Source organism: Pseudomonas sp. PDM03, assembly GCF_014852385.1.
Classification (GTDB): Bacteria; Pseudomonadota; Gammaproteobacteria; order Pseudomonadales; family Pseudomonadaceae; genus Aquipseudomonas; species Aquipseudomonas migulae.
This window is the reverse complement of record NZ_JACVBM010000016.1, coordinates 51014-74998: the sequence shown is the minus strand read 5'-3', so window position 1 is coordinate 74998 and position 23985 is coordinate 51014. Positions and strand designations below refer to the sequence as shown.

The 23985-nt window shown below is 60.1% G+C and carries 26 protein-coding genes, 1 pseudogene and 1 riboswitch; of the genes and pseudogenes, 13 read left to right on the top strand and 14 right to left on the bottom strand.

The window, feature by feature from the left end:
• Window positions 1-169: 169 nt before the first annotated feature.
• Complete coding sequence (locus IB254_RS20930) at window positions 170-1852, bottom strand: fatty acid--CoA ligase (protein WP_192419214.1); 1683 nt, start codon at window positions 1850-1852, stop codon at window positions 170-172.
• Between the two features lie 262 nt (window positions 1853-2114).
• Window positions 2115-2744, bottom strand: coding sequence for a LysE family translocator (locus IB254_RS20925; RefSeq protein WP_008025927.1), 630 nt, complete (start codon window positions 2742-2744; stop codon window positions 2115-2117).
• A 246-nt stretch (window positions 2745-2990) separates the two neighbouring features.
• Here IB254_RS20925 and IB254_RS20920 point away from each other — a divergent pair, with 246 nt between their 5' ends.
• The 3 genes from IB254_RS20920 to IB254_RS20910 all read left to right on the top strand — a co-directional run bounded on the left by IB254_RS20920 (window position 2991) and on the right by IB254_RS20910 (window position 5826).
• Window positions 2991-3956, top strand: coding sequence for a 2-hydroxyacid dehydrogenase (locus IB254_RS20920; protein WP_192419212.1), 966 nt, complete (start codon window positions 2991-2993; stop codon window positions 3954-3956).
• A 33-nt stretch (window positions 3957-3989) separates the two neighbouring features.
• Window positions 3990-4988: a class I SAM-dependent methyltransferase gene (locus IB254_RS20915; RefSeq protein ID WP_008025924.1), complete on the top strand. Its 999-nt coding sequence runs from the start codon at window positions 3990-3992 to the stop codon at window positions 4986-4988.
• Between the two features lie 40 nt (window positions 4989-5028).
• Window positions 5029-5152: riboswitch (yybP-ykoY riboswitch) on the top strand.
• Window positions 5153-5241: 89 nt separating this feature from the next.
• Window positions 5242-5826: a TMEM165/GDT1 family protein gene (locus tag IB254_RS20910; RefSeq protein WP_008037256.1), complete on the top strand. Its 585-nt coding sequence runs from the start codon at window positions 5242-5244 to the stop codon at window positions 5824-5826.
• 163 nt (window positions 5827-5989) lie between these two features.
• Here IB254_RS20910 and IB254_RS20905 read toward each other — a convergent pair whose 3' ends face one another.
• Window positions 5990-6808, bottom strand: a complete 819-nt coding sequence (locus tag IB254_RS20905; RefSeq protein WP_192419210.1) for a M48 family metallopeptidase — start codon at window positions 6806-6808, stop codon at window positions 5990-5992.
• A gap of 19 nt (window positions 6809-6827) precedes the next feature.
• Between IB254_RS20905 and IB254_RS29965 the strand changes: the two are divergent.
• A pseudogene (locus IB254_RS29965) lies at window positions 6828-8369 on the top strand (HAMP domain-containing protein); the annotation flags it as partial.
• A 12-nt stretch (window positions 8370-8381) separates the two neighbouring features.
• On the top strand, window positions 8382-9224 hold the full coding sequence (locus IB254_RS29960) for a methyl-accepting chemotaxis protein (RefSeq protein ID WP_411736649.1): 843 nt from the start codon (window positions 8382-8384) through the stop codon (window positions 9222-9224).
• A 155-nt stretch (window positions 9225-9379) separates the two neighbouring features.
• Here the strand turns inward: IB254_RS29960 and IB254_RS20895 are convergent, their stop codons facing one another.
• Genes IB254_RS20895 through IB254_RS20885 form a run of 3 tightly spaced genes read right to left on the bottom strand, consistent with a single transcriptional unit; the run spans window position 9380 to window position 10490 of the window.
• Complete coding sequence (locus IB254_RS20895; RefSeq protein ID WP_008037251.1) at window positions 9380-10003, bottom strand: SOS response-associated peptidase; 624 nt, start codon at window positions 10001-10003, stop codon at window positions 9380-9382.
• A gap of 35 nt (window positions 10004-10038) precedes the next feature.
• Window positions 10039-10299 (bottom strand): putative signal transducing protein, encoded by a 261-nt coding sequence (locus IB254_RS20890; protein ID WP_008025915.1) that lies wholly within the window; start codon window positions 10297-10299, stop codon window positions 10039-10041.
• An 8-nt stretch (window positions 10300-10307) separates the two neighbouring features.
• Entirely contained in the window at window positions 10308-10490 is a 183-nt protein-coding gene (locus IB254_RS20885) for a CPXCG motif-containing cysteine-rich protein (RefSeq protein WP_192419199.1), read from the bottom strand.
• Window positions 10491-10629: 139 nt separating this feature from the next.
• On the opposite strand from IB254_RS20885, the gene IB254_RS20880 reads away from it, so the two are divergent.
• A complete protein-coding gene (locus tag IB254_RS20880) occupies window positions 10630-11796 on the top strand; it encodes a 1-acyl-sn-glycerol-3-phosphate acyltransferase (RefSeq protein WP_192419197.1) in 1167 nt (388 codons plus the stop codon).
• A 137-nt stretch (window positions 11797-11933) separates the two neighbouring features.
• Here IB254_RS20880 and IB254_RS20875 read toward each other — a convergent pair whose 3' ends face one another.
• Window positions 11934-12218 carry a hypothetical protein gene (locus IB254_RS20875; protein ID WP_008037240.1) on the bottom strand — a complete coding sequence of 95 codons (285 nt, stop codon included), beginning with the start codon at window positions 12216-12218 and terminating at the stop codon, window positions 11934-11936.
• A gap of 195 nt (window positions 12219-12413) precedes the next feature.
• Between IB254_RS20875 and IB254_RS20870 the strand changes: the two genes are divergently transcribed.
• On the top strand, window positions 12414-12620 hold the full coding sequence (locus tag IB254_RS20870; protein WP_008025908.1) for a hypothetical protein: 207 nt from the start codon (window positions 12414-12416) through the stop codon (window positions 12618-12620).
• Between the two features lie 209 nt (window positions 12621-12829).
• Here the strand turns inward: IB254_RS20870 and IB254_RS20865 are convergent, their stop codons facing one another.
• A complete protein-coding gene (locus IB254_RS20865) occupies window positions 12830-13414 on the bottom strand; it encodes a YajG family lipoprotein (protein ID WP_192419195.1) in 585 nt (194 codons plus the stop codon).
• A 202-nt stretch (window positions 13415-13616) separates the two neighbouring features.
• On the opposite strand from IB254_RS20865, the gene IB254_RS20860 reads away from it, so the two are divergent.
• Entirely contained in the window at window positions 13617-13850 is a 234-nt protein-coding gene (locus IB254_RS20860) for a hypothetical protein (protein WP_008025904.1), read from the top strand.
• A gap of 738 nt (window positions 13851-14588) precedes the next feature.
• Window positions 14589-16097: a malate dehydrogenase (quinone) gene (mqo, locus tag IB254_RS20855; protein ID WP_008025902.1), complete on the top strand. Its 1509-nt coding sequence runs from the start codon at window positions 14589-14591 to the stop codon at window positions 16095-16097.
• A 209-nt stretch (window positions 16098-16306) separates the two neighbouring features.
• Here mqo and IB254_RS20850 read toward each other — a convergent pair whose 3' ends face one another.
• From IB254_RS20850 to IB254_RS20835, 4 genes are all read right to left on the bottom strand, one after another.
• Window positions 16307-16594: a PA4642 family protein gene (locus IB254_RS20850; RefSeq protein WP_192419193.1), complete on the bottom strand. Its 288-nt coding sequence runs from the start codon at window positions 16592-16594 to the stop codon at window positions 16307-16309.
• Between the two features lie 63 nt (window positions 16595-16657).
• The gene (locus tag IB254_RS20845; RefSeq protein WP_192419191.1) at window positions 16658-17143 is read right to left on the bottom strand and encodes a hypothetical protein; all 486 of its coding nucleotides are present in this window, start codon (window positions 17141-17143) and stop codon (window positions 16658-16660) included.
• Window positions 17144-17298: 155 nt separating this feature from the next.
• The gene (locus IB254_RS20840; RefSeq protein ID WP_192419189.1) at window positions 17299-17772 is read right to left on the bottom strand and encodes a WbuC family cupin fold metalloprotein; all 474 of its coding nucleotides are present in this window, start codon (window positions 17770-17772) and stop codon (window positions 17299-17301) included.
• 4 nt (window positions 17773-17776) lie between these two features.
• Window positions 17777-18334 (bottom strand): hypoxanthine-guanine phosphoribosyltransferase, encoded by a 558-nt coding sequence (locus tag IB254_RS20835; protein ID WP_008025895.1) that lies wholly within the window; start codon window positions 18332-18334, stop codon window positions 17777-17779.
• A 163-nt stretch (window positions 18335-18497) separates the two neighbouring features.
• Here IB254_RS20835 and upp point away from each other — a divergent pair, with 163 nt between their 5' ends.
• Together upp and IB254_RS20825 are read left to right on the top strand one after the other, a co-directional pair.
• Window positions 18498-19136, top strand: coding sequence for a uracil phosphoribosyltransferase (upp, locus tag IB254_RS20830; protein ID WP_008025893.1), 639 nt, complete (start codon window positions 18498-18500; stop codon window positions 19134-19136).
• Between the two features lie 2 nt (window positions 19137-19138).
• Complete coding sequence (locus tag IB254_RS20825) at window positions 19139-20413, top strand: uracil-xanthine permease family protein (protein ID WP_008025891.1); 1275 nt, start codon at window positions 19139-19141, stop codon at window positions 20411-20413.
• A gap of 123 nt (window positions 20414-20536) precedes the next feature.
• Here the strand turns inward: IB254_RS20825 and hemH are convergent, their stop codons facing one another.
• Window positions 20537-21559 (bottom strand): ferrochelatase, encoded by a 1023-nt coding sequence (gene hemH / locus IB254_RS20820; RefSeq protein ID WP_192419187.1) that lies wholly within the window; start codon window positions 21557-21559, stop codon window positions 20537-20539.
• A gap of 13 nt (window positions 21560-21572) precedes the next feature.
• Window positions 21573-22475 carry a TIGR01777 family oxidoreductase gene (locus tag IB254_RS20815; RefSeq protein WP_192419185.1) on the bottom strand — a complete coding sequence of 301 codons (903 nt, stop codon included), beginning with the start codon at window positions 22473-22475 and terminating at the stop codon, window positions 21573-21575.
• Window positions 22476-22671: 196 nt separating this feature from the next.
• Between IB254_RS20815 and IB254_RS20810 the strand changes: the two genes are divergently transcribed.
• The gene (locus IB254_RS20810) at window positions 22672-23658 is read left to right on the top strand and encodes an NAD(P)/FAD-dependent oxidoreductase (RefSeq protein WP_192419183.1); all 987 of its coding nucleotides are present in this window, start codon (window positions 22672-22674) and stop codon (window positions 23656-23658) included.
• Window positions 23655-23870 carry a TIGR02450 family Trp-rich protein gene (locus IB254_RS20805; RefSeq protein ID WP_192419181.1) on the top strand — a complete coding sequence of 72 codons (216 nt, stop codon included), beginning with the start codon at window positions 23655-23657 and terminating at the stop codon, window positions 23868-23870. Before IB254_RS20810 ends, IB254_RS20805 begins: the two co-directional genes overlap by 4 nt.
• Window positions 23871-23985: the final 115 nt, after the last annotated feature.

Below are 23985 nucleotides of genomic sequence, written 5' to 3'. Positions count from 1 at the left end.
CTGCTTGATCCCTCTAAAGTGTGATTTGCAGCTGCCGGCCACTCTGGAACAGTCCTTTCGCCAAGCCGACACCTGTCGGCACGGGAATGATGGCTGAAAATTCTGATTTCACAAGCCAAGCGCTTGCTTGGTGGGGCTGGCGTGCCATTTCGGGCACGCCGGAAGACGCTTAAAGCGTCGAGAGGAAGGTGCTGTTGTTGGCTTGCCATTCAGTGATGTCGAGGCGAATCCGCTTCTTGTCGAGTTTGCCGACACTGGTCTTGGGAATTTCAGTAACAAGGGCGATCTGGCTCGGGATGGCCCACTTGCTCAGGTGCCCCAGTTCCACAAATGGCTTGAGGTGTTCCTTGAGTTCCTTCGCCCCGATTACATGGCCTTCGCGGATCACCAGCAAGGCAAACGGACGCTCGCCCCACTGCGGATCGGCGATGCCCACCACTGCTACTTCGCGTACCGCTGCATGACGGCTGATCAGGTCTTCGAGGTCCAGGGAGGAGATCCACTCGCCGCCGGTCTTGATCACGTCCTTGATGCGGTCGCGAATGTCGATCACGCCCATGCTGTCCAGCGTCGCCACGTCCCCGGTGTGCAGCCAGCCACCGGCCCAGAGCTCGGCGCCCTTCTGCGGCTCATTGAAATAGCCTTCGGTGAGCCACGGCGCACGCAGCACCAATTCACCCTGGGTCTCGCCATCGGCGGGCAGGAAGTTACCGTCGGTGTCGACAATGGCCGCTTCCACCAAAGGCCCCGGCACGCCGGCCTTGATCCGGTACGTGGTGCGCTCGTCTTCGGTGCCTGCCATCAGCTCATCGTTGAGGTGCGCACAGGAAACCAGCGGGCCGGTTTCCGACATGCCGTACGCGGCGGTCAACTGAATGCCTTTGGCTTTGGCGGCTTCGTACAACGCACGATTCAATGCACTGCCGCCGATCACGATTTTCCAGCCGCCGAAGTCGGTGCCTTGCGCCGCCTTGGCGTTGAGAACCATCTGCAGGATGGTCGGTACGCAATGCGAGAAGGTGACCTTTTCCTTGCGCCACAGCTCCACCAGGTATTCGGGATCGTAGCGCCCCGGATAAACCTGCTTGAGCCCGAGCATGGTCGCCACATACGGCAAGCCCCAGGCGTGCACATGGAACATCGGGGTGATCGGCATGTACACGTCGTTGGTGCCCAACAGCCGCACGCTGTCGATGGCGCCCATGATGGTCGACACGCCCATGGTGTGCAGCACCAGTTGCCGATGGGTGAAGTACACGCCTTTGGGATTGCCGGTGGTGCCGGTGGTATAGAAGGTGGTCGCGACCGAATTTTCGTCGAAATCCTGGAAGTCGTACTGCGTGCTTGCGGCCGCCAGCAACTGCTCGTATTCACCGACAAGGCTCGGCAGGTCGGCGGTTTTTTCCGGCAGGTCGGTCAGCAGCAGGGTTTTCTCGACGGTGGTCAGGTGCCCGGCAATCGCGTTGTACAGCCCGACGAATTCGCTGTTGACCAGCACGAAGCGGTCCTCGGCGTGATTCATGGTGTAGAGGATCTGTTCCGGCGACAGGCGCACGTTGATGGTGTGGATCACCGCGCCGATCATCGGAATGGCAAACATGCATTCCAGATAACGATGGCTGTCCCAATCCATCACCGCCACGGTATCGCCGGCCTTGACGCCGGCCGCCGTCAGCACGTTGGCCAGGCGTGCGACCCGTTCGATCAGGGTCGGATAGCTGTAGCGCAATTGATCGCGGTAAATGATCTCGCGGGTTTTCTCATAGCGCGCGCCGGACATCAGCAGCCGTTTGATCAGCAGCGGATACTGGTAAGCGCCTTCGGCTGGGGGGATAACGCGAGTCTGCAACATAAGAATCCCTTTTCTGACTGCACGGTCGTGGCTGAAAGTAAGCACTCTAGTGCCCTTCCATGACAACCAAATCAGCCGAAGGAATGATTTGCAACATTCAGCAAATGCTAGCGTTGCGCCAGCATTTAACAGCTATCCAGACCTGTAGGAGCCGGCTTGCTGGCGATGGACTTACAGGCACCGCGTCCTTCCAAGAACAGATGCGTCATCGTTAAAGACCATCGCCAGCAAGCCGGCTCCTACACAGGGTGGTGTTCGTCGATCAATGCATCTCGGTAAACGCGAGTTTCACGCCGATGGCGATCAGCACGGCGCCCATGGTCCGGTCGAACCAGTGGCCCATGCGGGCGAAACCGGCACGTACGCGTTGCTGGCTGAACAGCATCGCCACCAGGCAGAACCAGAAAGCCGTCGCCGCCGCCAGGTAAACCCCGTAACCGGCCTGCACCGCCAATGGCGTATGTGGATTGATCACCACGGTGAACAACGACAGGAAGAACAGCGTGGCTTTCGGGTTCAGACCGTTGGTCACGAAACCCGAGGTGAAGGCGCCGCGAGCGGTGCGCTCACCCGCTTCCTTGTGCAGATCGTCAGTCACCGGCTTGGCCGGTTGCGCGCGCAGGGCCTTGAAACCGATGTACAGCAGATACGCGGCAGCCGCCCATTTCAAGGCGTTGAACAGCACGATCGACTGGGACACGATCAGACCGATACCGAGCAGCGAATAACCGACGTGCAGGAAAATCGCCGTACCGACACCCATCGCCGTCCAGGTGCCGGCGCGACGACCGTGGGTCACGCTCTCACGCACCACCACGGCGAAATCCGGGCCGGGGCTGGCGACGGCCAGCAGGTGAATCAGGGCAACGGTCAAGAACTCTGTCCAGTACATGCGGGCTCCTCAAAAGGCAGATCGATAAAAGTACGCTCAAGGTGTCCGCAATCCCTGTGGGAGCGAGCCCTGCTCGCGATGAGGGAGTGTCAGTCACAAAACTCTTGTCTGACACACCGTCTTCGCCGGCAAGCCGGTCCCGCTCCCACAGGGGTCAGCGTGCTATCCGATGATGCGTAACGATTTGTTTCATCTGGTAGGCTCGGCAGATTACGCCTTCAGTTCAATGCACAAAAGGTACAGTTGATGACGAACTCTCGCCGCGCCGTTTTCCTCGACCATCCCTCGCTGGACCTCGGCGATCTCGACCTCAGCCCATTGCGCGCCTGCTTCGATGATTTGCAACTGTTTGCGCAGACCACGCAGGATCAAGTGATCGAACGCCTCAAGGGCGCCACCGTCGCCATCAGCAACAAAATCCTGATCGACGCCGCCGCCATCGCCGCCAGCCCCGAACTGAAGCTGATCCTGATCACCGCCACCGGCACCAATAACGTTGATCTCGCCGCCGCCCGCGCCCATGGCGTGACCGTCTGCAACTGCCAGGGTTACGGCACGCCATCGGTGGCGCAGCACACGATCATGCTGCTGCTGAACCTGGCGACGCGCCTCGCCGATTATCAGAAAGCCGTCGGTGAAGGTCGCTGGCAACAGGCGAAACAGTTCTGCCTGCTGGACTATCCGATCGTCGAACTGGAAGGCAAAACCCTCGGCTTGCTCGGTCATGGCGAACTGGGCGGCGCGGTCGCACGACTGGCCGAAGCCTTCGGCATGCGCGTGCTGCTCGGGCAGATTCCGGGGCGCCCCGCCCGACCGGACCGTTTGCCCCTGGATGAACTGCTGCCGCAAATCGACGCGCTGACGTTGCACTGCCCGCTCAACGAACATACTCGCCACTTCATCGGTGCCCGCGAACTGGCCTCGATGAAACCCGGCGCTTTTGTGGTGAACACCGCCCGTGGCGGCCTGATTGATGAACAGGCGCTGGCCGACGCCTTGCGTAACGGCCACCTCGGCGGCGCGGCCACCGACGTGTTGAGCGTCGAACCGCCGAGCGCCGGCAACCCGTTGCTCGCCGCCGACATTCCACGCCTGATCGTTACACCGCACAACGCCTGGGGCAGTCGCGAGGCGCGGCAGCGGATCGTTGGCCAATTAACCGAAAACGCGCAGGGATACTTCAGCGGTAAGGCGCTGCGGGTCGTCAGTTGATAAACTGCGGCACTTTTTTTCAAGGAGCAGAGTATGGATCCGCGCAGTGAAGTACTGCTTCGTCAGGCCGAGTTATTCCAGGGTTCGGTGTTGCTGGCCGGTTTGCCCGCCGATGATTTGCTCGGGCGCCTGCCCGACGCCCACGGCTGGTGCTGGCACGCCGGCGATCAGGCCGCGCTGGATGCCCGTTTCACCGAGCGCAGCCATTTTGGCGTGACCGCGCCCGAGCGCGAATTCGACACCGCCGTGGTGTTTCTGCCCAAATCCAAGGACCTCACCGATTACATCCTCAACGCCCTCGCCTCGCGCCTGGCCGGACGTGAGTTGTACCTGGTGGGTGAAAAACGCAGTGGCATCGAAGGCGCGGCCAAGCAACTGAACCCGTTTGGCAAACCGCGCAAGCTCGACAGTGCGCGTCATTGCCAGCTGTGGCTGGTCACCGTGGCCGATGCGCCGCAAGCCAAATCCCTGGAAAGCCTGGCCCAGACCTACGAGTTGCCGCTGGCCGAAGGTCCACTGAAAGTCATCAGCCTGCCGGGGGTTTTCAGCCACGGCCGGCTGGATCGCGGCAGTGCGTTGTTGCTGGAACATCTGGATAAACTGCCAAGCGGCCACTTGCTGGACTTCGGTTGCGGCGCCGGTGTTTTGGGCGCGGCGGTCAAACGTCGTTATCCGCACAATCAGGTCACGCTGCTCGACGTGGATGCGTTTGCCGCCGCCAGCAGTCGCTTGACCCTGGCTGCCAATGGTCTGGAAGCAGACGTGATTACCGGTGACGGTATCGATGCCGCACCGATGGGTTTGAGTGCAATTCTCAGCAACCCGCCGTTCCATGTCGGCGTGCACACCGATTACTTCGCCACCGAGAACTTGTTGCGAAAAGCCGCCAAACATCTGAAAAACGGTGGCGAACTTCGCTTGGTTGCGAACAGCTTCCTGAAGTACCAACCGCTGATCGAAGAGCACCTCGGCGTGTGTGCGATCAAGGCCGAAGGTCAGGGTTTCCGAATCTACCGGGCCAAACGCGGCTAGCAATTTGTACTTGCCCTATCGGATTTGCCTAGGCAGAATCCGCTCCGTCCTAGGGGAGTAGTCTCCCACGAGCGCCATGCTCGTCCGGCATACGTCAACATACTTGGTCCTCAGACCATGGCGTATGCGACCCAAGCGTCCGCATCAGACGGATCGCCAGGGTTTGACAAGACCTATGACACGAACACCTTACCCGGGGCGGGAAGGCTGTACGTGTCATAGCCGTGTCGACCCGCCCCTTAGGAAAACCCTGATGCTGGATTCACTTCTCGTTCCCACCGCAATCGTTGCCTTGGCCGAAATCGGCGACAAGACGCAACTGCTCGCGCTCATCCTTGCTGCCCGCTTTCGCAAACCGTGGCCAATCATCGCCGGCATCGTCGCCGCCACCCTGGCCAACCACGCGGCAGCCGGTGCGGTAGGTGCCTGGGTCGGCAGTTTCTTCTCGGATGCGGTGTTGCACTGGATCCTCGCCGCAAGCTTCGCTGCGACGGCATTGTGGACACTGGTGCCGGACAAGATGGATGACGATGAAGCCAGCACCGCCCGCAAATTCGGGCCGTTCCTGACGACATTGATCGCGTTCTTCCTCGCGGAAATCGGTGACAAGACCCAGATCGCGACCGTGATGCTGGCCGCGCAATACCCGGAACTGTGGCTGGTGATTATCGGCACCACCCTGGGCATGTTGATTGCCAACGTGCCGGTGGTTTTGGCGGGTAACTTTGCGGCGGACAAATTGCCATTGACCCTGATTCGTCGACTGGCGGCGTCGGCGTTCTTCGTCCTGGCGATTGTCGCGGTGTACAAGGCGATGCAGAGCAGTGGGTGGCTGTAACGTCGTAGGTCGTTAGACCGCGTTATCGTTCATCGCGAGCAGGCTCGCTCCCACAGGTTTTTTGGCGATCACATAATTTGTGTACGGCACAAAACCTGTAGGAGCGAGCGGTGCGGCGATCCGACTTGCCCGCGAATGCGTCAGCAGCTACGCCGCAGAACCATCAGGACTTCCGCGCGTTCTCGTACAACGGCATCACCTTCGGAATCGCCGCCTGCAACGAAGCAATCCGACTGGACGACGCCGGGTGAGTGCTCATGAACTCCGGTGGAGAACCTTCCGAAGCCTTGCTCATCTTGTTCCACAGGGTGATCGCGGCGTTCGGGTTGTAACCGGCGCGGGCCGCCAGTTCCAGGCCAATCAGGTCCGCTTCGTTTTCGTTGGCGCGACTGTTGGGCAGCGTCATGCCGTAGTTGGCCACGGTGTCCGCCAGAGCCAGGCTGTCCTGGCCCAGACCGAGCAAGGCGCCCGCGCCCTGCTTGGCCATTTCGATGCCGTACGCCTTGGACATCGCTTCACGACCGTGCTCACGCAGGGCGTGGGCGATTTCATGGCCCATGATCGCGGCGATTTCATCATCGGTCAGTTGCAGGCTGTCGATCAGCCCGGTGTAGAAAATGATCTTGCCGCCAGGCCCGCAGTTGGCGTTGAGCTCGTCACTCTTGATCAGGTTGACTTCCCATTTCCACTGGGCCGAATCCGGACGGAAAATCGGCGCCTGGGCGATCAGCCGATCAGCGATCACCTGGATGCGCTTGGCATCGTTGCTGGTCTTGTCCAGCACACCTTTGTTGGTCGCCTCGCCAACGGTCTTTTGATAAGACTGGGCGTACATCTGGTTGACCTCGGCCGAGGACAACATGCTGAACATGTACTGCTTGCGCTCCACGCCCACGGCACCACCGCTGGTGGTGTTGACCGACTGACAACCCGCGAGCAGCAGACCCGCGCTCAGAGCACACAAAACCAATCGCTTGTTCATCACAAAACTCCCTCGAAACATGCCGCGTATCCTAGGCGTCGATTTGTATCGGCGCCAGATACAACAGACATACAGACGTGGATTTCGGACAAAGCTCTCATCAATAGTAGGAAAAAATTCACATAACCGTCCCCGCCACGGCCAGTCACGGCCGGCAATGATTCATTTGCGACATCGACGGCTCCAAAACAGCCATTTCGTCGCACCTCACTCATGGCCCTCGAGCCCCCTGCCGATACAGCACCGCAGAAGTCCTCTTGCGTGCGGAGCACCCATGAAATTCAAGTCCATCCAGTTTTCCGTGGCGGCCCTCGCTGGCGCCATCGTATTAAGTGTCGTGGCAGCCCTGGTGCTGTACGCGCTGTTTTCCGGCGCACGGACGCAAGACATGGTTCAGGATCGGACCCAGGCGCAATTCGAGCAAGTCATCGAGCAGCGCCTGACGTCCCTGGCGCAAACCCAGGTCAGCCAGATCCAGCGTGAACTCGAAGCGCCGCTGCTGATTGCCGGCGGACTGGTGCGGGTCAACGCCCTAATCGGCACACCAGGCGCCGATGGCCAGCCGCAACTGAACCTGAGCCGCGAGCAATTGATCAGCCTGATCAAGGAAAACGTCGCCAAAAACCCGAAGATTCTCGGCACCTACATCGGTTGGGAAAAAAACGCCCTCGACCACAACGACGCAGCCTACGTCGACACCAAGGTCGTCGGTATCGACGCCAGCAACGGGCGCTTCCTGCCGTGGTGGTTCCGCAATGAAGACGGCAGCCTGGGCCTGGACAAACTGGTGGACGTCGACGACCAGAAAACCCTGTCTACCGGCGTGCGCGCCAGTGAGTACTACCTGTGCTCGAAAGAAACCAAAAAATCCTGCGTGATCGATCCGGCGCCCTACAAGGTCGGCGACAAAATCGTCATGCTCGCGTCCTTTATTGAACCGATCATGCTCAACGGTGCGTTCCAGGGCATCGTCGGCGCCGACCTCTCGGTGAACTTCATCCAGGATATGCTCCTGGGCGCGAACCAGAAGTTGTACAACGGCTCGGGCGTCATGGCGCTGATCGGCGGTAATGGCCGGATCGTTGCCTACACCAAGGACCCGAGCAAATTCGGCGAGAAGGTCAGTGACATCCTCGACAGCCAGCAGATCGCCAACATGGCCAATCTGAAGCGCGGCGAAGTCACCTACACCGTCGACAAGGCCCAGGGCCGGATCGAGTTGTACCTGCCGTTCGGCATCGGCCAGACCGACGCTCGCTGGACGCTGATGCTGCAACTGCCGCTGAACGCGGTGATGGCCGACCTGCAAAAACTCCAGGCCGACCTGAACACCCAGCGCAAATCCGACACCTTCGGCATGGCCATGGTCGGTCTGCTGATCGCCGGCGTCGGTTTGCTGGTGATCTGGCTGGTGGGCCACGGCATTGCTCGCCCGCTGAAACAAATGGTGGCCATGCTCGATGACATTGCCAAAGGTGAAGGCGACCTGACGCGCCGCCTGACCAGTGATCGCGCCGACGAACTGGGCTCGATCGCCAAAGGCTTCAACACTTTCCTCGCCAAGTTGCAGGCGATGATCACCCAAGTGGTGACGTCGGTGCAGAGCGTCAGCGATTCGTCGGAACACACCGCTGATATCGCCATCCGCACCAATATTGGTGTGCAGAAACAAATGGTCGAGATCGATCAGGTCGCCACGGCGGTGCATGAAATGACCGCTACCGCCCAAGACGTGGCGCGCAACGCGACCCAGGCGGCGCAAGCGGCCAGCCATGCCGATCAGGCGGCCTCTCAAGGCAAACAGATCGTGCGGGATACGTCGAACTCGATTGGCGTGCTGGCCGTGGAAATCGGCAAGGCTGTCGGCGTGGTGCAAAACCTGGCCAAGGACAGCGAGAACATCAACGCGATCCTCACCGCCATTCGCGGCATCGCCGAGCAGACCAACCTGCTGGCCTTGAACGCCGCCATTGAAGCGGCACGCGCCGGCGAGCAGGGCCGTGGCTTTGCGGTGGTGGCCGATGAGGTGCGCAACCTGGCGCAGAAAACCCAGAAGGCCACCGAAGAAATCCAGACCATGATCCAGCAGCTGCAACAAGGCACGCGCGATGTGGTGCGGGTGATGGAAGACAGCCAGAACCGCACCGACGAAAGCGTGCAGCATGCGGCGAAAGCGGCCGAAGCGCTGGATGCGATCACTCAGGCGGTGTCGGTGATCAACGACATGAACACGCAGATTGCCAGCGCGGCCGAGGAACAGAGTGCGGTGGCGGATGACATCAACCGGAACGTGATCAACATTGGGCAAGTGGCCAATGAAGTGGCGGGCGGTGCGGATGAATCAAGCGCGGCGAGTGCGGGTTTGACCAAGCTGGCCGAGCAGCAGCGCCGTTTGATCAATCAGTTCAAGGTTTAAGGATCGCCGGAAGGTCCTGCGGACCTTATCGTCGGAACGCCGCCCGGAGCCGGCTCGCTCCCACAGGGGATCTGTGTAGCACACAAATTTTGTGTTCACTGAAGATCAACTGTGGGAGCGAGCCTGCTCGCGATGGGGCCAGCCCGGACACCCCATCAGCCGGGGGTCAAACACTCCGGCCCATTCAACTTCGGATCATTCACCAGATTCGCCAACACCCGCTCGCGCAACGCCGCGGGTTCACTGGCCAGTAAGCCCTGCAACACATGCAACGGCGTCTCGGGATCGAGCCACGCCTCCTGCCCCGCCGCATCCAGGATCAACGGCCGACGCTGACTCGCCGCCGGTTGCGTGATCACGGCCGTGCTCAGCCACACCTGTTCCTGCACCGGATACGCCTCCCAGATCGCCGCGAAAAATAGCGTCGAGCCCTCCCCCGGCGTCAGCCAATACGGGCGCTTGCGCGTCGTGCCGCGCCATTCGTAAAAACCGTTGGCCGGCAACAGGCAGCGGCGCTCGCGCAGGGCCTGGCGAAACATCGGTTGCTCGGCCACGGTTTCGGCGCGGGCATGGGCCGGCGTGCGGGACAGATCGGTGAGCCACGGTGGCGTCAAACCCCAGCGGGCGCGGGCCAATTCACGCTCGCCGTCGGCGCCGGCACGCAGCATCAACACCGAATCATTGGGGGAAATATTCCACTGGGCCTGCTGATCGGCGGGGAAGCCAGGCAGGGCCGCGAAGGCGGGATTCCAGCGAAACAGGGCATAACGTCCACACATGGGGCAACACGACTCTTGATAAAACGAACGTCAGCCTAACAGACCAGCGTGCCGGGAAAGCTTTCAGGTTCATCGCCGGGCATCGGCAGCGCGGCATTGTACGCGGTGATCAACTCCCGGGCGTATTCAGCCTGGTCGTTATCCACCGACAAGCCCAGCAGGCCGAAGATCGGCAATTCGCCGGTGCCGCCGAGCAAATCGCGGCCGACCAGATGCGCCTCCACGCCCTCGCTGGCCAACATGCTTTGCAACAACTCGCCTTCCATCAGGTTTTCCGGTTCGTAGATTCGCTGCATGGATGCCCTCACTCGTTCTCGCTGAACACTTCGAGATGCCATTCCTCTTCATGAACCTGCAACACAAACGTTATCGGCCGACAACACACCTGACAGTCCTCGATATAGGTCTGATCGCCCGCCGACAAATCCACAGTCGTCTCGACCTCTTCACCACAATACGGACATTCATACACTGCAGCTTCCAGCATCGCGGTCTCCCAAGTGACTTGTGCGTATAATCGCCGGTCTATTTGCAGGGCTATTTTTGTCTGGCTAACTTTTCAGACCGTGCCCCGTTGGTTTTCGATCAAAACCTTTACTTACCCTAGCCGTTTCTAACAAGAGAGCATGATGGGCGAATTCGATGCCATCCGACCTTACGACGACAGCGAAGTCCCAGCGGTGCTGGCACGCTTGCTCGGCGACAAGGCGTTTCTAGATATCCTCACCCACTTCCGCTTCCCGCGTTTTGCCGGTGCCTTCGGCTGGATGCTCAAACCTCTTATAGCTCATCGGCTGCGCCGTGAGTTCGCCGGCATCGATTCGGTGGCCACGCTGCAGGACAAAGTCGAGTATTACGTCGACCACACCATCGAGCGCGCCACGGACGGTGTCACGTACACCGGCGTCGAGCAATTCAAATCCGGCAGCGCCTACCTGTTCATCGCCAACCACCGCGACATCGTGATGGACCCGGCCTTCGTCAACTATGCCGTGTACCACGCAGGCCTGCCGACGCCGCGCATCGCGATTGGCGACAACCTGCTGCAAAAGCCCTTCGTCAGCGACCTGATGCGCCTGAACAAGAGCTTCATCGTGCACCGTTCGATCACCGGTCGCCGGGAAAAAATGGCGGCGTACCAGCTGCTGTCGGCCTACATCAACCACTCGATCCGCAACGATTGCGCCTCGATCTGGATCGCGCAGGCCGAAGGTCGGGCCAAGGACGGGGATGATCGCACCGAGTCGGCGATCCTCAAGATGTTCCACATGAGCCGCAAGGACGAGCCATTCGGCGAAGTCATCCGCTCGTTGAACGTCACCCCGGTGTCGATCAGCTACGAATACGACCCGTGCGACCAGGCCAAGGCCCGCGAACTCTACATCCGCGCCACCACCGGCACCTACACCAAGGCGCCTGGCGAGGACGACGTGAGCATCGCCAAGGGAATCACTGGATACAAGGGGCGAGTGCACGTGAACTTCGCCGCGCCGATCACCGAGCTGTTCGAAGACACCAAGCAATTGGCGATCGAGATGGACAAGCAGATTCTCGGCGGCTACCGCTTGTTCCCGGTGCACTACCTGGCTTACGCGCAATGGAAGGATGCCGACCCGCAGTTGCAGGTGCCGAAAGCGTCTGATGTGTTTGCTGCCGACGAACTGGCAAAAGCCCAGGAAGAATGGCAACAGCGCCTGGGCGCTTGCCCGGAAGAACATCGTCCGTTCCTGGTGCTGCAATACGCTACGCCGGTGCGTAATCAGTACCGTGTGAAGGCCGGGTTGGCGCTCTAGCAGTGGCCTGGGCACGCATTCTGTAGGAGCGAGCCTGCTCGCGAAAAACGTTCAGACACCGCGTTTATTCAGACTGCACGCGTTATCGTTGACGTCCATCGCGAGCAGGCTCACTCCTACAGGGGGTTACGGTGTGTTCAGACGCGCGTGCTGATCCATGACACCAGCAGCGCCAACCCCAGGCAGGCAAAACCGAAGCGATAGAAAAACCGGTTCATGCGCAAGGTCGCACCATCCAGCATCAACATCGGCTCATCGATGCGACGGCTCTGGCTCTGCGCTTCGAGGCTGGCCAACGCGCGTTGTTCGCGACGACGCGTGGCGTGCAACAGCCAGCTGCCCGGAAAGGCCAGCAGCAAGGCGAGCAGGTTGATCAATTTGGCGGGATGGGCAGTAAACAGCGTCATCAAATGCAGCGACATCACGAACCTCGGACAAAACAGGTGTGGCGGAAGCCAGATCGACGGCCGCGGCGCGGATTCTACCGAAAGCCGTCCCTCCTGCCCGCCGCTATACGACAAATAACTCACCATTTGGCAGATTCCTGCCCTGCGTCACGGCTTCGTCATCTGGATGCGCCAATCTCTCGGCCCACCGAAACCGACATGGATACCGTCATGCTGCACGCTGAAAACCAGGATCGCCTCTACCTCATTGCTCAAAGCGACGAACAACAAACCTTGGTCGGCAGCCTTGCCTTCAACGTTCAGGATCGCCATTGGCTGGTGTATTGCGCGCTGGGGGGGCATCAACATGCGGATCTGCCGGAGGCTGATTTGCTGACAGGGGTGAGTGTTCTGGAGTTTTACTCGCAAGCCGCCTGACACCAACGCCCCCCTGTAGGAGCGAGTGGTGCGGCAGTCCGACTTGCCCGCGAAGGCGGCCTCTCATTCAACATTGATGTCGCCTGACACACCGTCTTCGCGGGCAAGTCGGACTGCCGCACCACTCGCTCCTACAAAGTGGCGGCGCAGGCACAAAAAAGCCCGGCGCCATCACTGGCACCGGGCTTTTTTTTGATTTCAGCGAAAATTTATTCGCCGAGAATCTGACCCACGGTCGGGTCCTTGAACAGACGCGTCAACGCATCGCTCAACACATCGCTGACCAGCTTGGTGTTGGTTTCCTGGTTCGGCGCCATGCCGAAACGCTGATCCAGGGATGCACCGTAACGACCGCTGTAGCGGCGGTTGGCGTTCTGCACGTCAGAGCGGAAGGTCGCGCCGATGGTCGCCTCGGTCACGTACATGCCTTCTTTAGGCGACTGATACTTCAGCTCGGCCAGGGTCACGGTCAGTTGCGGAGCATTCGGCGCATTGGTGGTCGGGGTAAAGCCGAGCAAGCGCACGGCCGCTTCGGCCTGGGCCTGCAGCTTCGGCAGAATCTGCGCGCCCTGCACCGTGATCGCGCTGGTCTCCGGATACAGACCGCCACGGGTGCCCAGGGTTGGCGACGGACGACCGTCTACCACACGCACCACGACTGGCTGGCCATGGCCGACCGGTGCCAGCTGAGTGGTCAGCTTCGGCTCCGGACTCAGTTGTTGCGGGCTGTGGGCGCAGCCAACCAGGGTCAAACTGGTCACAGTGATCAAACCGAACAACAGGCGTTGCAACATGCTCTTCTCTCCAGAATCAGGCACAAACAGGCCGGCAGTATAGCGGTGCGCCACTGCGGGTAACTAGCGTCATGCAACGAATACCAGAATCTCAGACAAACCCCGTGGACCGCGGTTCCTGTCACACATCGTTCACCCTCCTTTCACCGGCGCGTCACGACTTGCTGACAACGTATGCGGTAAATCCCACGAGGTATTTCCCATGCGCCTTCTCGTCTCCCTGTTCACACCGCGCCCGTTGCATCGCTGCTTCGCCCTGCTCGACCGCAATGGCCATTGCCAGGCATTCAAGCAGTGCAGCCTCCAGCCGATGGGCGATGGCTGGGTCGAAATCGAAGAAATCCGCCTCAACTGGCTGCACCATCCCCTGCCCGCCAGCGCCCGTGTCAACCAGCGCCAACCCCGTGCTCGCGCTCAACAACTGCTGGCGACCTGACCAGACGCCTAATAAAAGTCATTAAACACGTCCATTTCCCCGCGTTTCTTAGATACAATCTCCCCCCGATTATAAGGACGTCTCCTGATCGGGCCTCGCAGCAATCGTCAATGCTTCGGTATTGGCACCCCGCACCGCCCACAGAGAGCCGCCCACACAGATCGAGTGAAGCTGGCGCGCTTGCTGTTCCTTGAGCAAAAACCCCACTTTTCGCGAATCTGCAGAGCTGTCATTACGCTCGGTCACTGAGCTGTTTGCCCGTTTTGCCTGTCATGTATTCCATGGCGGCGATCCATCCGGGCACGGTGCCAGGCTGGGACAGCCCTTTTTTGAGGTTCACGTCTTCAAAAGAGCGTGAAAAAAACGGGTTTTCACAACTTCACAAGAGTGTGGCGAGCAAATGAATAGTTTTGCGTCTGAACATGCACCATTAGCGTCTGAAACAGCCCAACGACACAGGACCGAGTATTCCTCGAACACCGGAGCCTGAAGCCTGTCCGCTACGGATTTGGTTGCACAAACGGATGTCTCGACCATAAGTCGAATTGCCAGTCGCGCGTTGAAATGAGTTCATTGACCTCATAAACCCGGCCGGTAGCGTCCGTCGAAGTTGCGATAAATTGCGAAGATTCGGACATGGCGACACTGCCATGAGTACCTGGGGCATCACTGACACGCCCCGGAACGCCTGGCAGCCATGCCGACAATTTGGTGCTGCAGATTTTGGAGACGCGTTAAATGGCGCATAACGAAGCAGTCGACGTAGTACTGGTTGGGGCCGGCATCATGAGTGCCACCCTCGCTGTACTGCTCAAAGAGCTCGACCCCGCGATCAAGCTGGAAGTCGTCGAGCTGATGGATTCCGGTGCCGCGGAGAGTTCCAACCCGTGGAACAACGCCGGTACCGGTCACGCCGGGCTGTGTGAGCTCAATTACACGCCGCAGGCCGCCGACGGCACCGTCGACATCAAGAAAGCCGTGCACATCAACACTCAGTTTGAAGTGTCGAAGCAGTTCTGGTCCTACCTGACCAAAAAAGGCACCTTCGGCTCGTGCAAGACCTTCATCAGCCCGGTGCCGCACCTGAGCTTCGTCCAGGGCGACAGCGGCGTGTCCTTCCTCAAGGAACGCTTCAAGGTGCTGAGCAAGCACCACGCCTTCGCGGACATGGAATACACCGAAGACAAGGCAAAAATGGCCGACTGGATGCCATTGATGATGCCGGGGCGTGACGCTGGCGAAACCCTCGCCGCCACCCGTGTGATCAATGGCACCGACGTCAACTTCGGCGCGCTGACCAACCAGTTGCTCAAGCACCTGACCAGCGCACCCGATGCCCAGGTCAAGTACTGCAAGCGCGTGACCGGCCTGAAGCGCAACAACGGCGGCTGGACCGTCAGCATCAAGGACGTCAACAGCGGCAATACCCGCGAAGTCGACGCCAAATTCGTGTTCCTCGGCGCGGGCGGCGCGGCATTGCCGCTGTTGCAGGCCTCGGGCATCGAAGAAAGCAAAGGCTTCGGCGGCTTCCCGATCAGCGGCCAGTGGCTGCGTTGCGACAACCCGGAAGTGGTCAAGCATCACCAGGCCAAGGTGTACAGCCAGGCCGCCGTGGGTTCGCCACCGATGTCGGTGCCGCACCTGGACACTCGCGTGGTCGATGGCAAGAAGTCCCTGCTGTTCGGACCTTACGCCGGTTTCACCACCAAGTTCCTCAAGCACGGCTCCTTCATGGACCTGCCGATGTCGGTTCGCGCCGGCAACATCGGCCCGATGCTGGCCGTGGCGAAAAACAACATGGACCTGACCAAGTACCTGGTCAGCGAAGTGATGCAGTCGATGGAGCAGCGTCTGGATTCCCTGCGTCGCTTCTACCCTGAAGCGAAAGCCGAAGACTGGCGCCTGGAAGTGGCCGGCCAACGGGTGCAGATCATCAAGAAAGACCCGAAAAAGGGCGGCGTTCTGCAGTTCGGTACCGAACTGGTCGCGGCCAAGGACGGTTCCCTTGCTGCCCTGCTGGGTGCTTCGCCAGGCGCGTCGGTGACCGTTTCGATCATGCTGGAACTGATCGAAAAATGCTTCCCGGCCCAAGCGTCCGGCGAGTGGGCAGCCAAACTGGCGGAAATCTTCCCGGCCCGGGAAAAGGTTCTGGAAACCGATGCTGCGCTGTATCGCAAGATCAACGCGCAGAACAACATCGCGCTGGAACTGGTTGAAGAAAGCAGCGAGACACCAAGCTTCGCTTGATTCGGCCCCATAAAAAACGCCCCGTTCTCATTGAGAGCGGGGCGTTTTTTTATGCCTGTTTCACGACGAACCTGATGCTGTACGCCGGTTCCTTGGCAAATCTGACCCTGTAGGAGCCGGCTTGCTGGCGATGGCATCACCTCGGTGCATCTGACAGACCGAGGTGATGCCATCGCCAGCAAGCCGGCTCCTACAAGAGCGATGTTGTGTTAGCCGCGGGCTTTTTCGATCAATTCGATGTAATCCGGGGCATTGCGCTGATCCTTGATCACAGCGACGAAGTCATTGCCGTGCTCATCCTTGCCATTCACGTCATATCCCGCCTCGACGAAGAACGTCAGAAAACGCTCGAAGTCGTCGATACGCAGGCCACGGTAGGCCTTGATCAGTTTGTGCAGGGACGGCGAAGTGGCGTCGACCGGTTCGAAATCGAGAAACAACTTGATCTGCTCGTCGCCGATCTCGTCACCAATCACTTGTTTCTTATCTTTACGCATTGCCGACTCCAGCTCGCAGACATTTCACGGGGCGGGCAGTTTACCCCTCACTGGCCGCCGGGCTCAACGCGGACGAACGGTCCCGGTGTGCAAGTCGGCCCAGACGTGACCGTTGGCGTAGCTGAGGAACTGGCAATACACAGTGTCATTGCGCAGCAAGTCAATCACCACGCGGTATTGCGCCATCGGGTAAAACAGCGTCAGGGTTTTGCTCTTGTCGTCGTAGATCGGCTTTTTCAGGCTTTTGCTTTCGCCATCGAAGTTGACCAGCACCTGATTGATGGTCGCACCCTTGTTCAAGGATTTGCCCTTGAGGCGGATCAACAGCGGAGACGTTACCGGGATTGGCTGTTGGGTGGACTGCCGTTGGCTGCCGACCACCACCGAATACTCGGTGACCTGCAGCAATTGTTGCTGCTCCGGTTCGGCATCACGCAGCGTCAGGTCGTCAGGCGGCAGAAACTGCCCGTGCATCAGCGCCGGCGCGGCGGCCAGCGGCAGGCTGAGGGTCAGCAACAGGGCGGCGCAGCTGCGGATCAAAAGGCTCATGACGGGCTCCGAAAGGCGGGGTCGGGCACTCTATCATGGCTGTACACCGTCCCTGTAGGAGCGAGGCTTGCCCGCGAAGGCGGTGTGTCAGTCAATAACTAAGGGACTGACACACCGCCTTCGCGGGCAAGCCACGCTCCTACAAGGGCCAGGGATCAATCGAACTGTGCGCGCATCCAGGCCTGATACTCGGCCACGCCCGGCTCGCCTTCACGCGGCGCCCAATCAGCCAGCTCACCTTCGCCCACAGGACGATAAGGACCAGCCTTGCACTCAAACATCAGGCTGTCGGCTTCCAGCACCACCAGGCCATGGAACACGCCGGTTGGCAGGTCCACGCCGACGCAGTCGCCACCGGCCTGCAGCACTTGCTTGCGCATCACCGCGCCGGACTCGTCGAAGATCAACACGCCAAGCCGTCCCTTGAGGACCAGCAATGTTTCAGCCTTGTTCTCCCCAAGATGCCGATGAGGCGGGATGTACGTGCCCGGCTGCAAGCCCACCGCCATGCGATGGCAAGCGTCTTCCATCTGATGAAAGTTGTGGTGCTGGCGTCCACGCGGATTGGCCGCTGCTTTCTCGGCCAACTCAGTGAACAGGGTTTGATCAAGAAAGCTCGGCGCGGCCATGTGCTTACATCCCTTTAACGGCAAAAATCCCGTTGGCGTTACGCCAGTAGCCTTTGTAGTCCATGCCGTAACCGAAGATGTAGCGGTCGATGCACGGCAAACCGACGAAATCGGCTTTCAGGTCCGGACGAGCCTTGCGGTCGTGGTCCTTGTCGATCAGCACGGCGGTGTGCACTTTGCGCGCGCCGGCGTGTTTGCAGAAGTCGATGATCGCGCCCAGGGTGTGACCTTCGTCGAGGATGTCGTCGATGATCAGCACGTCACGGTCGATAAACGACACTTCAGGCTTGGCTTTCCAGAACAGGTCGCCGCCGCTGGTTTCGTTGCGATAACGGGTGGCGTGCAGGTAGGACGCTTCCAGCGGGAATTGCAGATGGGTGAGCAGCTTGCCGGCGAAGATCAGGCCGCCGTTCATCACGCAGAACACCACCGGGTTAGTGTCAGCCATTTGTTCGTTGATATGTGCACCAACGCGGGCGATGGCCGCCTCGACTTCAGCTTCGGTGTACAGGCAGTCAGCCTCTCGCATGATTTGACGGATATGCTCGAGATCAGCGGACATGGCGCTCTCCAAGGGATGGCATTCAGGAAAAGCGGGCAAAGGTACGCATCCCGCACGGCCAGATCAAGCGTTTGTGGACTAACGTACTCTATTGTCTATAGGACAACACCCTCGGATAGATTAATCTAGGCCGGTTTTTTTGCCCGCCGCCGGAGCCTTTCCCATGCCCATCCTCGAGATCCGCCATCCGCTGATCCGTCACAAACTCGGCCTGATGCGCCGCGCAGACATCAGCACCAAGAATTTCCGCGAGCTCGCTCAGGAAGTCGGTGCCCTTTTGACCTATGAAGCCACCAAAGACCTGCCGCTGGAATCCTACGACATCGAAGGCTGGTGCGGCACCGTGTCGGTCGAGAAAATCGCCGGCAAGAAAATCACCGTGGTGCCGATCCTGCGCGCCGGCATCGGCATGCTCGAAGGCGTGCTGAGCCTGATCCCGGGCGCCAAAGTCAGCGCTGTGGGCGTGGCCCGCAATGAACAGACGCTGCAAGCCCACACGTATCTGGAAAAACTGGTTCCGGAAATCAACGAACGCCTGGCAATGATCATCGACCCGATGCTCGCCACCGGCAGTTCCATGGTTGCCACCATCGACCTGCTGAAAAAAGCCGGTTGCCGCGACATCCGCGCCATGGTGCTGGTCGCCGCGCCGGAAGGCATCGCCGCTGTGGAGAAGGCTCACCCGGACGTGACCATCTACACCGCTTCCATTGACGAGAAACTCAACGAACACGGTTACATCATCCCGGGCCTGGGCGATGCCGGCGACAAGATCTTCGGCACCAAGCAGAAGGACGCTTGAGCATGCAGCAAGAGTTCAACGATCCGCTCTGGCGCACGGTGCTGTCGGGTGCGCAGATGCTGTTCGTGGCCTTTGGCGCGCTGGTATTGATGCCGCTGATTACCGGCCTCGACCCGAACGTGGCGCTGTTCACCGCCGGTTTGGGGACGATTCTGTTCCAGATCGTCACCGGGCGTCAGGTGCCGGTGTTCCTGGCATCGAGCTTCGCCTTCATCACCCCGATCATTCTCGCCAAAGGCCAGTTCGGTCTCGCGGCGACCATGGGCGGCGTGATGGCGGCGGGTTTTGTCTACACCTTCCTCGGCCTCGCCGTGAAGATCAAAGGCACCGGTTTCATCGACCGTTTGCTGCCACCGGTGGTGATTGGCCCGGTGATCATTTCCATCGGCCTGGCCATGGCGCCAATCGCCGCCAACATGGCGATGGGCAAGGCTGGCGACGGTAGCGAGCTGATTCATTACCAGACAGCCATGCTGATCTCGATGCCGGCGCTGCTGACCACGCTGATCGTTGCGGTGTTCGGCAAAGGCATTTTCCGCCTGGTACCGATCATCTCCGGCGTGCTGGTCGGTTTTGCGATGGCGTTCTATTTCGGCGTGGTTGATACCGCGAAGATTGCCGCTGCACCGTGGTTCGCGATCCCGAATTTCACTGCGCCGGAATTCAACTGGCAGGCGATTCTGTTCATCGTTCCGGTGGCATTGGCCCCGGCCATCGAGCACATCGGCGGCGTGATCGCCGTGGGTAGCGTGACCGGTCGCGACTACCTGAAGAAACCGGGCCTGCACCGCACGCTGCTCGGTGATGGCATCGCCACCACCGCCGCCGGTTTGTTTGGCGGTCCGCCGAACACCACGTACGCCGAAGTGACGGGCGCGGTGATGCTGACCAAGAACTACAACCCGAAAATCATGACCTGGGCGGCGATTTTCGCCATCAGCCTGGCGTTCATCGGCAAGTTCGGCGCGTTGCTGCAAAGCATTCCGGTGCCGGTGATGGGCGGGATTCTGTGCCTGTTGTTCGGTTCGATTGCGGCGGTGGGGATGAACACGCTGATTCGCCACAAGATCGACCTGGGCGAGGCGCGCAACCTGGTGATCGTTTCGGTCACGCTGGTGTTCGGGATTGGCGGCGTGCTGGTCGGCACCGGCACCGGCCCGGACGACTTCGGCCTCAAAGGCATCGCGCTGTGCGCGGTGGTGGCGATTGCGCTGAACCTGTTGCTGCCGGGGAATGACAGCTGGAAGCACAAGAAGGCGGATGAGCCTTTGTTGTAAACCGTAGATCTTTGTCGCGGCTTATGGCGCTATCGCCAGCAAGCCGGCTCCTACAGGTTTTGTGTCGATCACATCAACGTGGAACGACTAAATCCTGTAGGAGCCGGCTTGCTGGCGATGCTTTTAAAGCGCCAACGGCGCTCTTTCGCACAAGGCGTTCAACGCCTTCGCCCACTGCGGATCATCGTTGAGGCACGGCACCAGCACCAACTCCTCCCCTCCTGCTTCGCGGAACTGTTCTTTCCCGCGATCACCGATTTCTTCCAGCGTCTCGATGCAATCGGCAACGAACGCCGGGCACATCACCAGCACCTTTCTCACGCCCATTCCCGCCAACTCATCAAGGCGCGCTTCGGTGTAGGGTTCGATCCATTTCGCCCGCCCCAGCCGCGACTGAAACGACACCGACCATTTGCCGTCCGGCAGGCCCATGCGCTTGGCAAATTCCTTTGCGGTGCGCAGGCACTGGCCGCGATAACAGGTCGCGACGACTTCCGGTGGCGCACCGGCGCAGCAATCGCCGCCACCTTCAAAACTGTGCCCCGGGTTGAGCTTCTTCAGATGCCGCTCCGGCAATCCATGGAAGCTCAGCAACAGATGATCGAAATCCTGCTCCAGATGCGGCTTGGCGCTGGCCACCAGGGCATCGATGTATTCCGGCTGATCGTAGAACGGCTCGAGTATCGAGAACTGCACATTGAGTTTGTGCTCGCTCACCACCCGCTTGGCTTCCTCGATCACCGTGGTCACGGTGCTGTCGGCAAACTGGGGATAAAGCGGCGCGAGGGTAATTCGCTTGTGGCCCTGGGCGGCGAGTTGCAGCAGTTTCGACTCAATCGACGGCTCGCCATAACGCATCGCCAGTTCCACTGGCCCGTGGCTCCACTGTGCGCTCATGGCCTGTTGCAAGCGGCGGCTGAGCACAACCAGTGGCGAGCCCTCCTCCCACCAGATCGAGGCGTAGGCGTGGGCCGACTGCTCCGGACGCCTGATCAGAATCAGCGAGACCAGCAAACGGCGCACTGGCCATGGCAGGTCGATCACATACGGGTCCATCAGAAATTGATTGAGGTAGCTGCGCACATCCGCCACCGAGGTGGAGGCAGGTGAACCCAGGTTGACCAGAAGCAACGCGTGATCGGTCATGCAACGTCCTATTTCAGAGGCGGCTGGACAAGTCGTCCAGAGCCGCACGCAGGTCAGTGAACTGGAAGGTGAAGCCCGCTTCCAGCAAGCGCGCCGGAACAGCCTTCTGGCCGCCCAGCAACAGCAATGACAACTCGCCCAGGCCCACCTTCAATGCCAGGGCCGGCATGGGCATGAACGCCGGGCGATGCAGCACGCTGCCCAGCGTCTTGGCAAATTCGCGATTGCGCACCGGTTTGGGCGCGCAGGCATTATAAGGACCGCTGGCGTTTTTCTGATGCAGAAGAAAATCAATCAGGGCGATTTGATCCTTGATATGGATCCACGGCATCCACTGCCGACCAGTGCCCAAAGGCCCGCCCAGCCCCAGTTTGAACGGCAGCAACAGCCGCGACAAAAAGCCGCCCTCGGCCGACAGCACCAAGCCGGTGCGAACGAAGATCACGCGGATGCCCAAGGCTTCGGCACGCTGGGCGGTTTCTTCCCAGGCAATGCACAACTGACTGGCAAAATCATCGATCACCGGAGGGGAATGTTCAGTCAACTCCCGCTCGCCCCCGTCGCCATACCAGCCAATGGCAGAGCCCGAAATCAACACCTGCGGTTTCTGCTCGCGGCTTTCGAGCCACGCCAGCAAGGTTTCCGTCAGAGTGATGCGGCTGCTCCACAGCAAGGCTTTACGTCGGTGAGTCCAGAGCCGGTCGGCAATCGGCGCACCCGCGAGGTTGATAATCGCATCCACCGGTTCCTGACCGAGGTCCTCGAGTCGGGCCACCGCGCGCACTTGGGCGCCACAGACTTTCGCGACTTTGGCCGGCGTCCGGCTCCAGACGGTCAGACGATGTCCCTGACTCAACCAGTGGCGGCAGAGCTGACGTCCTATCAAACCAGTACCGCCGGTCAGCAATATGTGCATGACTACTTCCTCGCGTGGCGTTTTACCCTGATCACTAGTCTATTTTTATAAGCAGGGATCTTTGATATCGGGCAGGGTCTGTGTTTAACAATAGGCCAAGCTGTCAGAACGAGAACGCTAAAAGTTATACCAAAAAACAATATTGTACAGGTTTCAACCACGGCGTAGTCTGTACAGAAAGGTAAACGAGGCCCCTATGACTGTACCTATCGCAATCATCGGCACCGGCATTGCCGGACTCTCAGCCGCCCAGGCCCTTACGGACGCAGGGCATGTCGTTCAACTTTTCGATAAAAGCCGCGGCAGTGGCGGACGCATGTCGAGCAAGCGCAGCGATGCGGGTGCGCTGGACATGGGCGCGCAATATTTCACTGCGCGTGATCGCCGCTTTGTCACTGAAGTCCAGCGCTGGCAAGCCAAAGGCTGGGTCGCCGAATGGGCGCCGCAGCTTTATACCTACCACGGCGGCCAGCTCAACCTGTCGCCGGACGAGCAGACGCGCTGGGTCGGCACGCCACGCATGAGCGCCATCACCCGTGGCCTGATTGGCGATCTGGAAGTGCATTTTGCCTGCCGCATTACCGAGGTCTATCGCGGTGAAGAACACTGGCATCTGCAGGATGCCGAAGGTTTCACTCATGGCCCGTTTGGCCACGTGGTGATCGCCACGCCTGCACCTCAAGCGACCGCTTTGCTGGCCTCCGCACCGAAACTCGCCGGAGCCGCCGCAGGAGTAAAAATGGACCCGACCTGGGCCGTCGCCCTGGCCTTCGAAACGCCACTGGACACGCCCATGGAAGGCTGCTTCGTGCAGGACAGCCCGCTCGACTGGCTGGCGCGCAACCGCAGCAAACCGGGACGCGACAACACGCTGGACACTTGGGTGCTGCACGCGACCAGCGCCTGGAGCCGACAACATATCGACCTGTCCAAGGAAGCCGTGATCGAACAATTGCACGGCGCATTTGCTGAACTGTTACACGACTCAATGCCGGCTCCGACCTTCAGCCTCGCCCATCGCTGGCTCTACGCGCGCCCTGCCAGCAGTCATGAATGGGGAGCACTGGCAGACGCCGACCTGGGCCTGTATGTATGCGGCGACTGGTGCCTGTCGGGCCGGGTCGAAGGTGCCTGGCTCAGTGGACAGGAAGCTGCCCGCCGCCTGCATGCACACTTGCAGTGAACCGCATCAACCCGAGCAAATTGCTGCTGTCGAAATTGACAGCAGCCCACCCGCAAAACCGCGAAAAACATTTTCTGGTCATCGAGTTGTTCCGCGACGAGGAAGGCACGGTGCTGGACGTCGAATTGCAGGCAGTGCTGACCAAGCGCAATCAACGCCTGAGCTGGCAAACCCTGAAAAACAGCAACGCCTGGTTACTAGGCTGGAACTAGATCCTGTAGGAGCCGGCTTGCTGGCGATGCAGGCGCCACGGTTTAGCAGGTAACCCCCATCATCGTTCATCGTCGGCAAGCCAGCTCCTACAGCACGCCAAATACTTATACAAAC

What these genes read in the sequence shown, in the direction of transcription:
- IB254_RS20895 (WP_008037251.1), bottom strand. Translation starts at nt 10,003, where the DNA reads ATGTGTGGACGTTATGCCCTGTTTCGCTGGAATCCCGCCTTCGCGGCC.
- IB254_RS20915 (WP_008025924.1), top strand. Translation starts at nt 3,990, where the DNA reads ATGGATCCGCGCAGTGAAGTACTGCTTCGTCAGGCCGAGTTATTCCAG.
- IB254_RS20885 (WP_192419199.1), bottom strand. Translation starts at nt 10,490, where the DNA reads ATGCTGGAAGCTGCAGTGTATGAATGTCCGTATTGTGGTGAAGAGGTC.
- IB254_RS20925 (WP_008025927.1), bottom strand. Translation starts at nt 2,744, where the DNA reads ATGTACTGGACAGAGTTCTTGACCGTTGCCCTGATTCACCTGCTGGCC.
- IB254_RS29960 (WP_411736649.1), top strand. Translation starts at nt 8,382, where the DNA reads ATGATCACCCAAGTGGTGACGTCGGTGCAGAGCGTCAGCGATTCGTCG.
- IB254_RS20845 (WP_192419191.1), bottom strand. Translation starts at nt 17,143, where the DNA reads ATGAGCCTTTTGATCCGCAGCTGCGCCGCCCTGTTGCTGACCCTCAGC.
- IB254_RS20865 (WP_192419195.1), bottom strand. Translation starts at nt 13,414, where the DNA reads ATGTTGCAACGCCTGTTGTTCGGTTTGATCACTGTGACCAGTTTGACC.
- upp (WP_008025893.1), top strand. Translation starts at nt 18,498, where the DNA reads ATGCCCATCCTCGAGATCCGCCATCCGCTGATCCGTCACAAACTCGGC.
- IB254_RS20905 (WP_192419210.1), bottom strand. Translation starts at nt 6,808, where the DNA reads ATGAACAAGCGATTGGTTTTGTGTGCTCTGAGCGCGGGTCTGCTGCTC.
- IB254_RS20825 (WP_008025891.1), top strand. Translation starts at nt 19,139, where the DNA reads ATGCAGCAAGAGTTCAACGATCCGCTCTGGCGCACGGTGCTGTCGGGT.
- IB254_RS20880 (WP_192419197.1), top strand. Translation starts at nt 10,630, where the DNA reads ATGATGGGCGAATTCGATGCCATCCGACCTTACGACGACAGCGAAGTC.
- IB254_RS20875 (WP_008037240.1), bottom strand. Translation starts at nt 12,218, where the DNA reads ATGTCGCTGCATTTGATGACGCTGTTTACTGCCCATCCCGCCAAATTG.
- IB254_RS20840 (WP_192419189.1), bottom strand. Translation starts at nt 17,772, where the DNA reads ATGGCCGCGCCGAGCTTTCTTGATCAAACCCTGTTCACTGAGTTGGCC.
- IB254_RS20890 (WP_008025915.1), bottom strand. Translation starts at nt 10,299, where the DNA reads ATGCAGCGAATCTACGAACCGGAAAACCTGATGGAAGGCGAGTTGTTG.
- IB254_RS20850 (WP_192419193.1), bottom strand. Translation starts at nt 16,594, where the DNA reads ATGCGTAAAGATAAGAAACAAGTGATTGGTGACGAGATCGGCGACGAG.
- IB254_RS20815 (WP_192419185.1), bottom strand. Translation starts at nt 22,475, where the DNA reads ATGCACATATTGCTGACCGGCGGTACTGGTTTGATAGGACGTCAGCTC.
- mqo (WP_008025902.1), top strand. Translation starts at nt 14,589, where the DNA reads ATGGCGCATAACGAAGCAGTCGACGTAGTACTGGTTGGGGCCGGCATC.
- IB254_RS20910 (WP_008037256.1), top strand. Translation starts at nt 5,242, where the DNA reads ATGCTGGATTCACTTCTCGTTCCCACCGCAATCGTTGCCTTGGCCGAA.
- IB254_RS20810 (WP_192419183.1), top strand. Translation starts at nt 22,672, where the DNA reads ATGACTGTACCTATCGCAATCATCGGCACCGGCATTGCCGGACTCTCA.
- hemH (WP_192419187.1), bottom strand. Translation starts at nt 21,559, where the DNA reads ATGACCGATCACGCGTTGCTTCTGGTCAACCTGGGTTCACCTGCCTCC.
- IB254_RS20930 (WP_192419214.1), bottom strand. Translation starts at nt 1,852, where the DNA reads ATGTTGCAGACTCGCGTTATCCCCCCAGCCGAAGGCGCTTACCAGTAT.
- IB254_RS20920 (WP_192419212.1), top strand. Translation starts at nt 2,991, where the DNA reads ATGACGAACTCTCGCCGCGCCGTTTTCCTCGACCATCCCTCGCTGGAC.
- IB254_RS20835 (WP_008025895.1), bottom strand. Translation starts at nt 18,334, where the DNA reads ATGTCCGCTGATCTCGAGCATATCCGTCAAATCATGCGAGAGGCTGAC.
- IB254_RS20860 (WP_008025904.1), top strand. Translation starts at nt 13,617, where the DNA reads ATGCGCCTTCTCGTCTCCCTGTTCACACCGCGCCCGTTGCATCGCTGC.
- IB254_RS20870 (WP_008025908.1), top strand. Translation starts at nt 12,414, where the DNA reads ATGCTGCACGCTGAAAACCAGGATCGCCTCTACCTCATTGCTCAAAGC.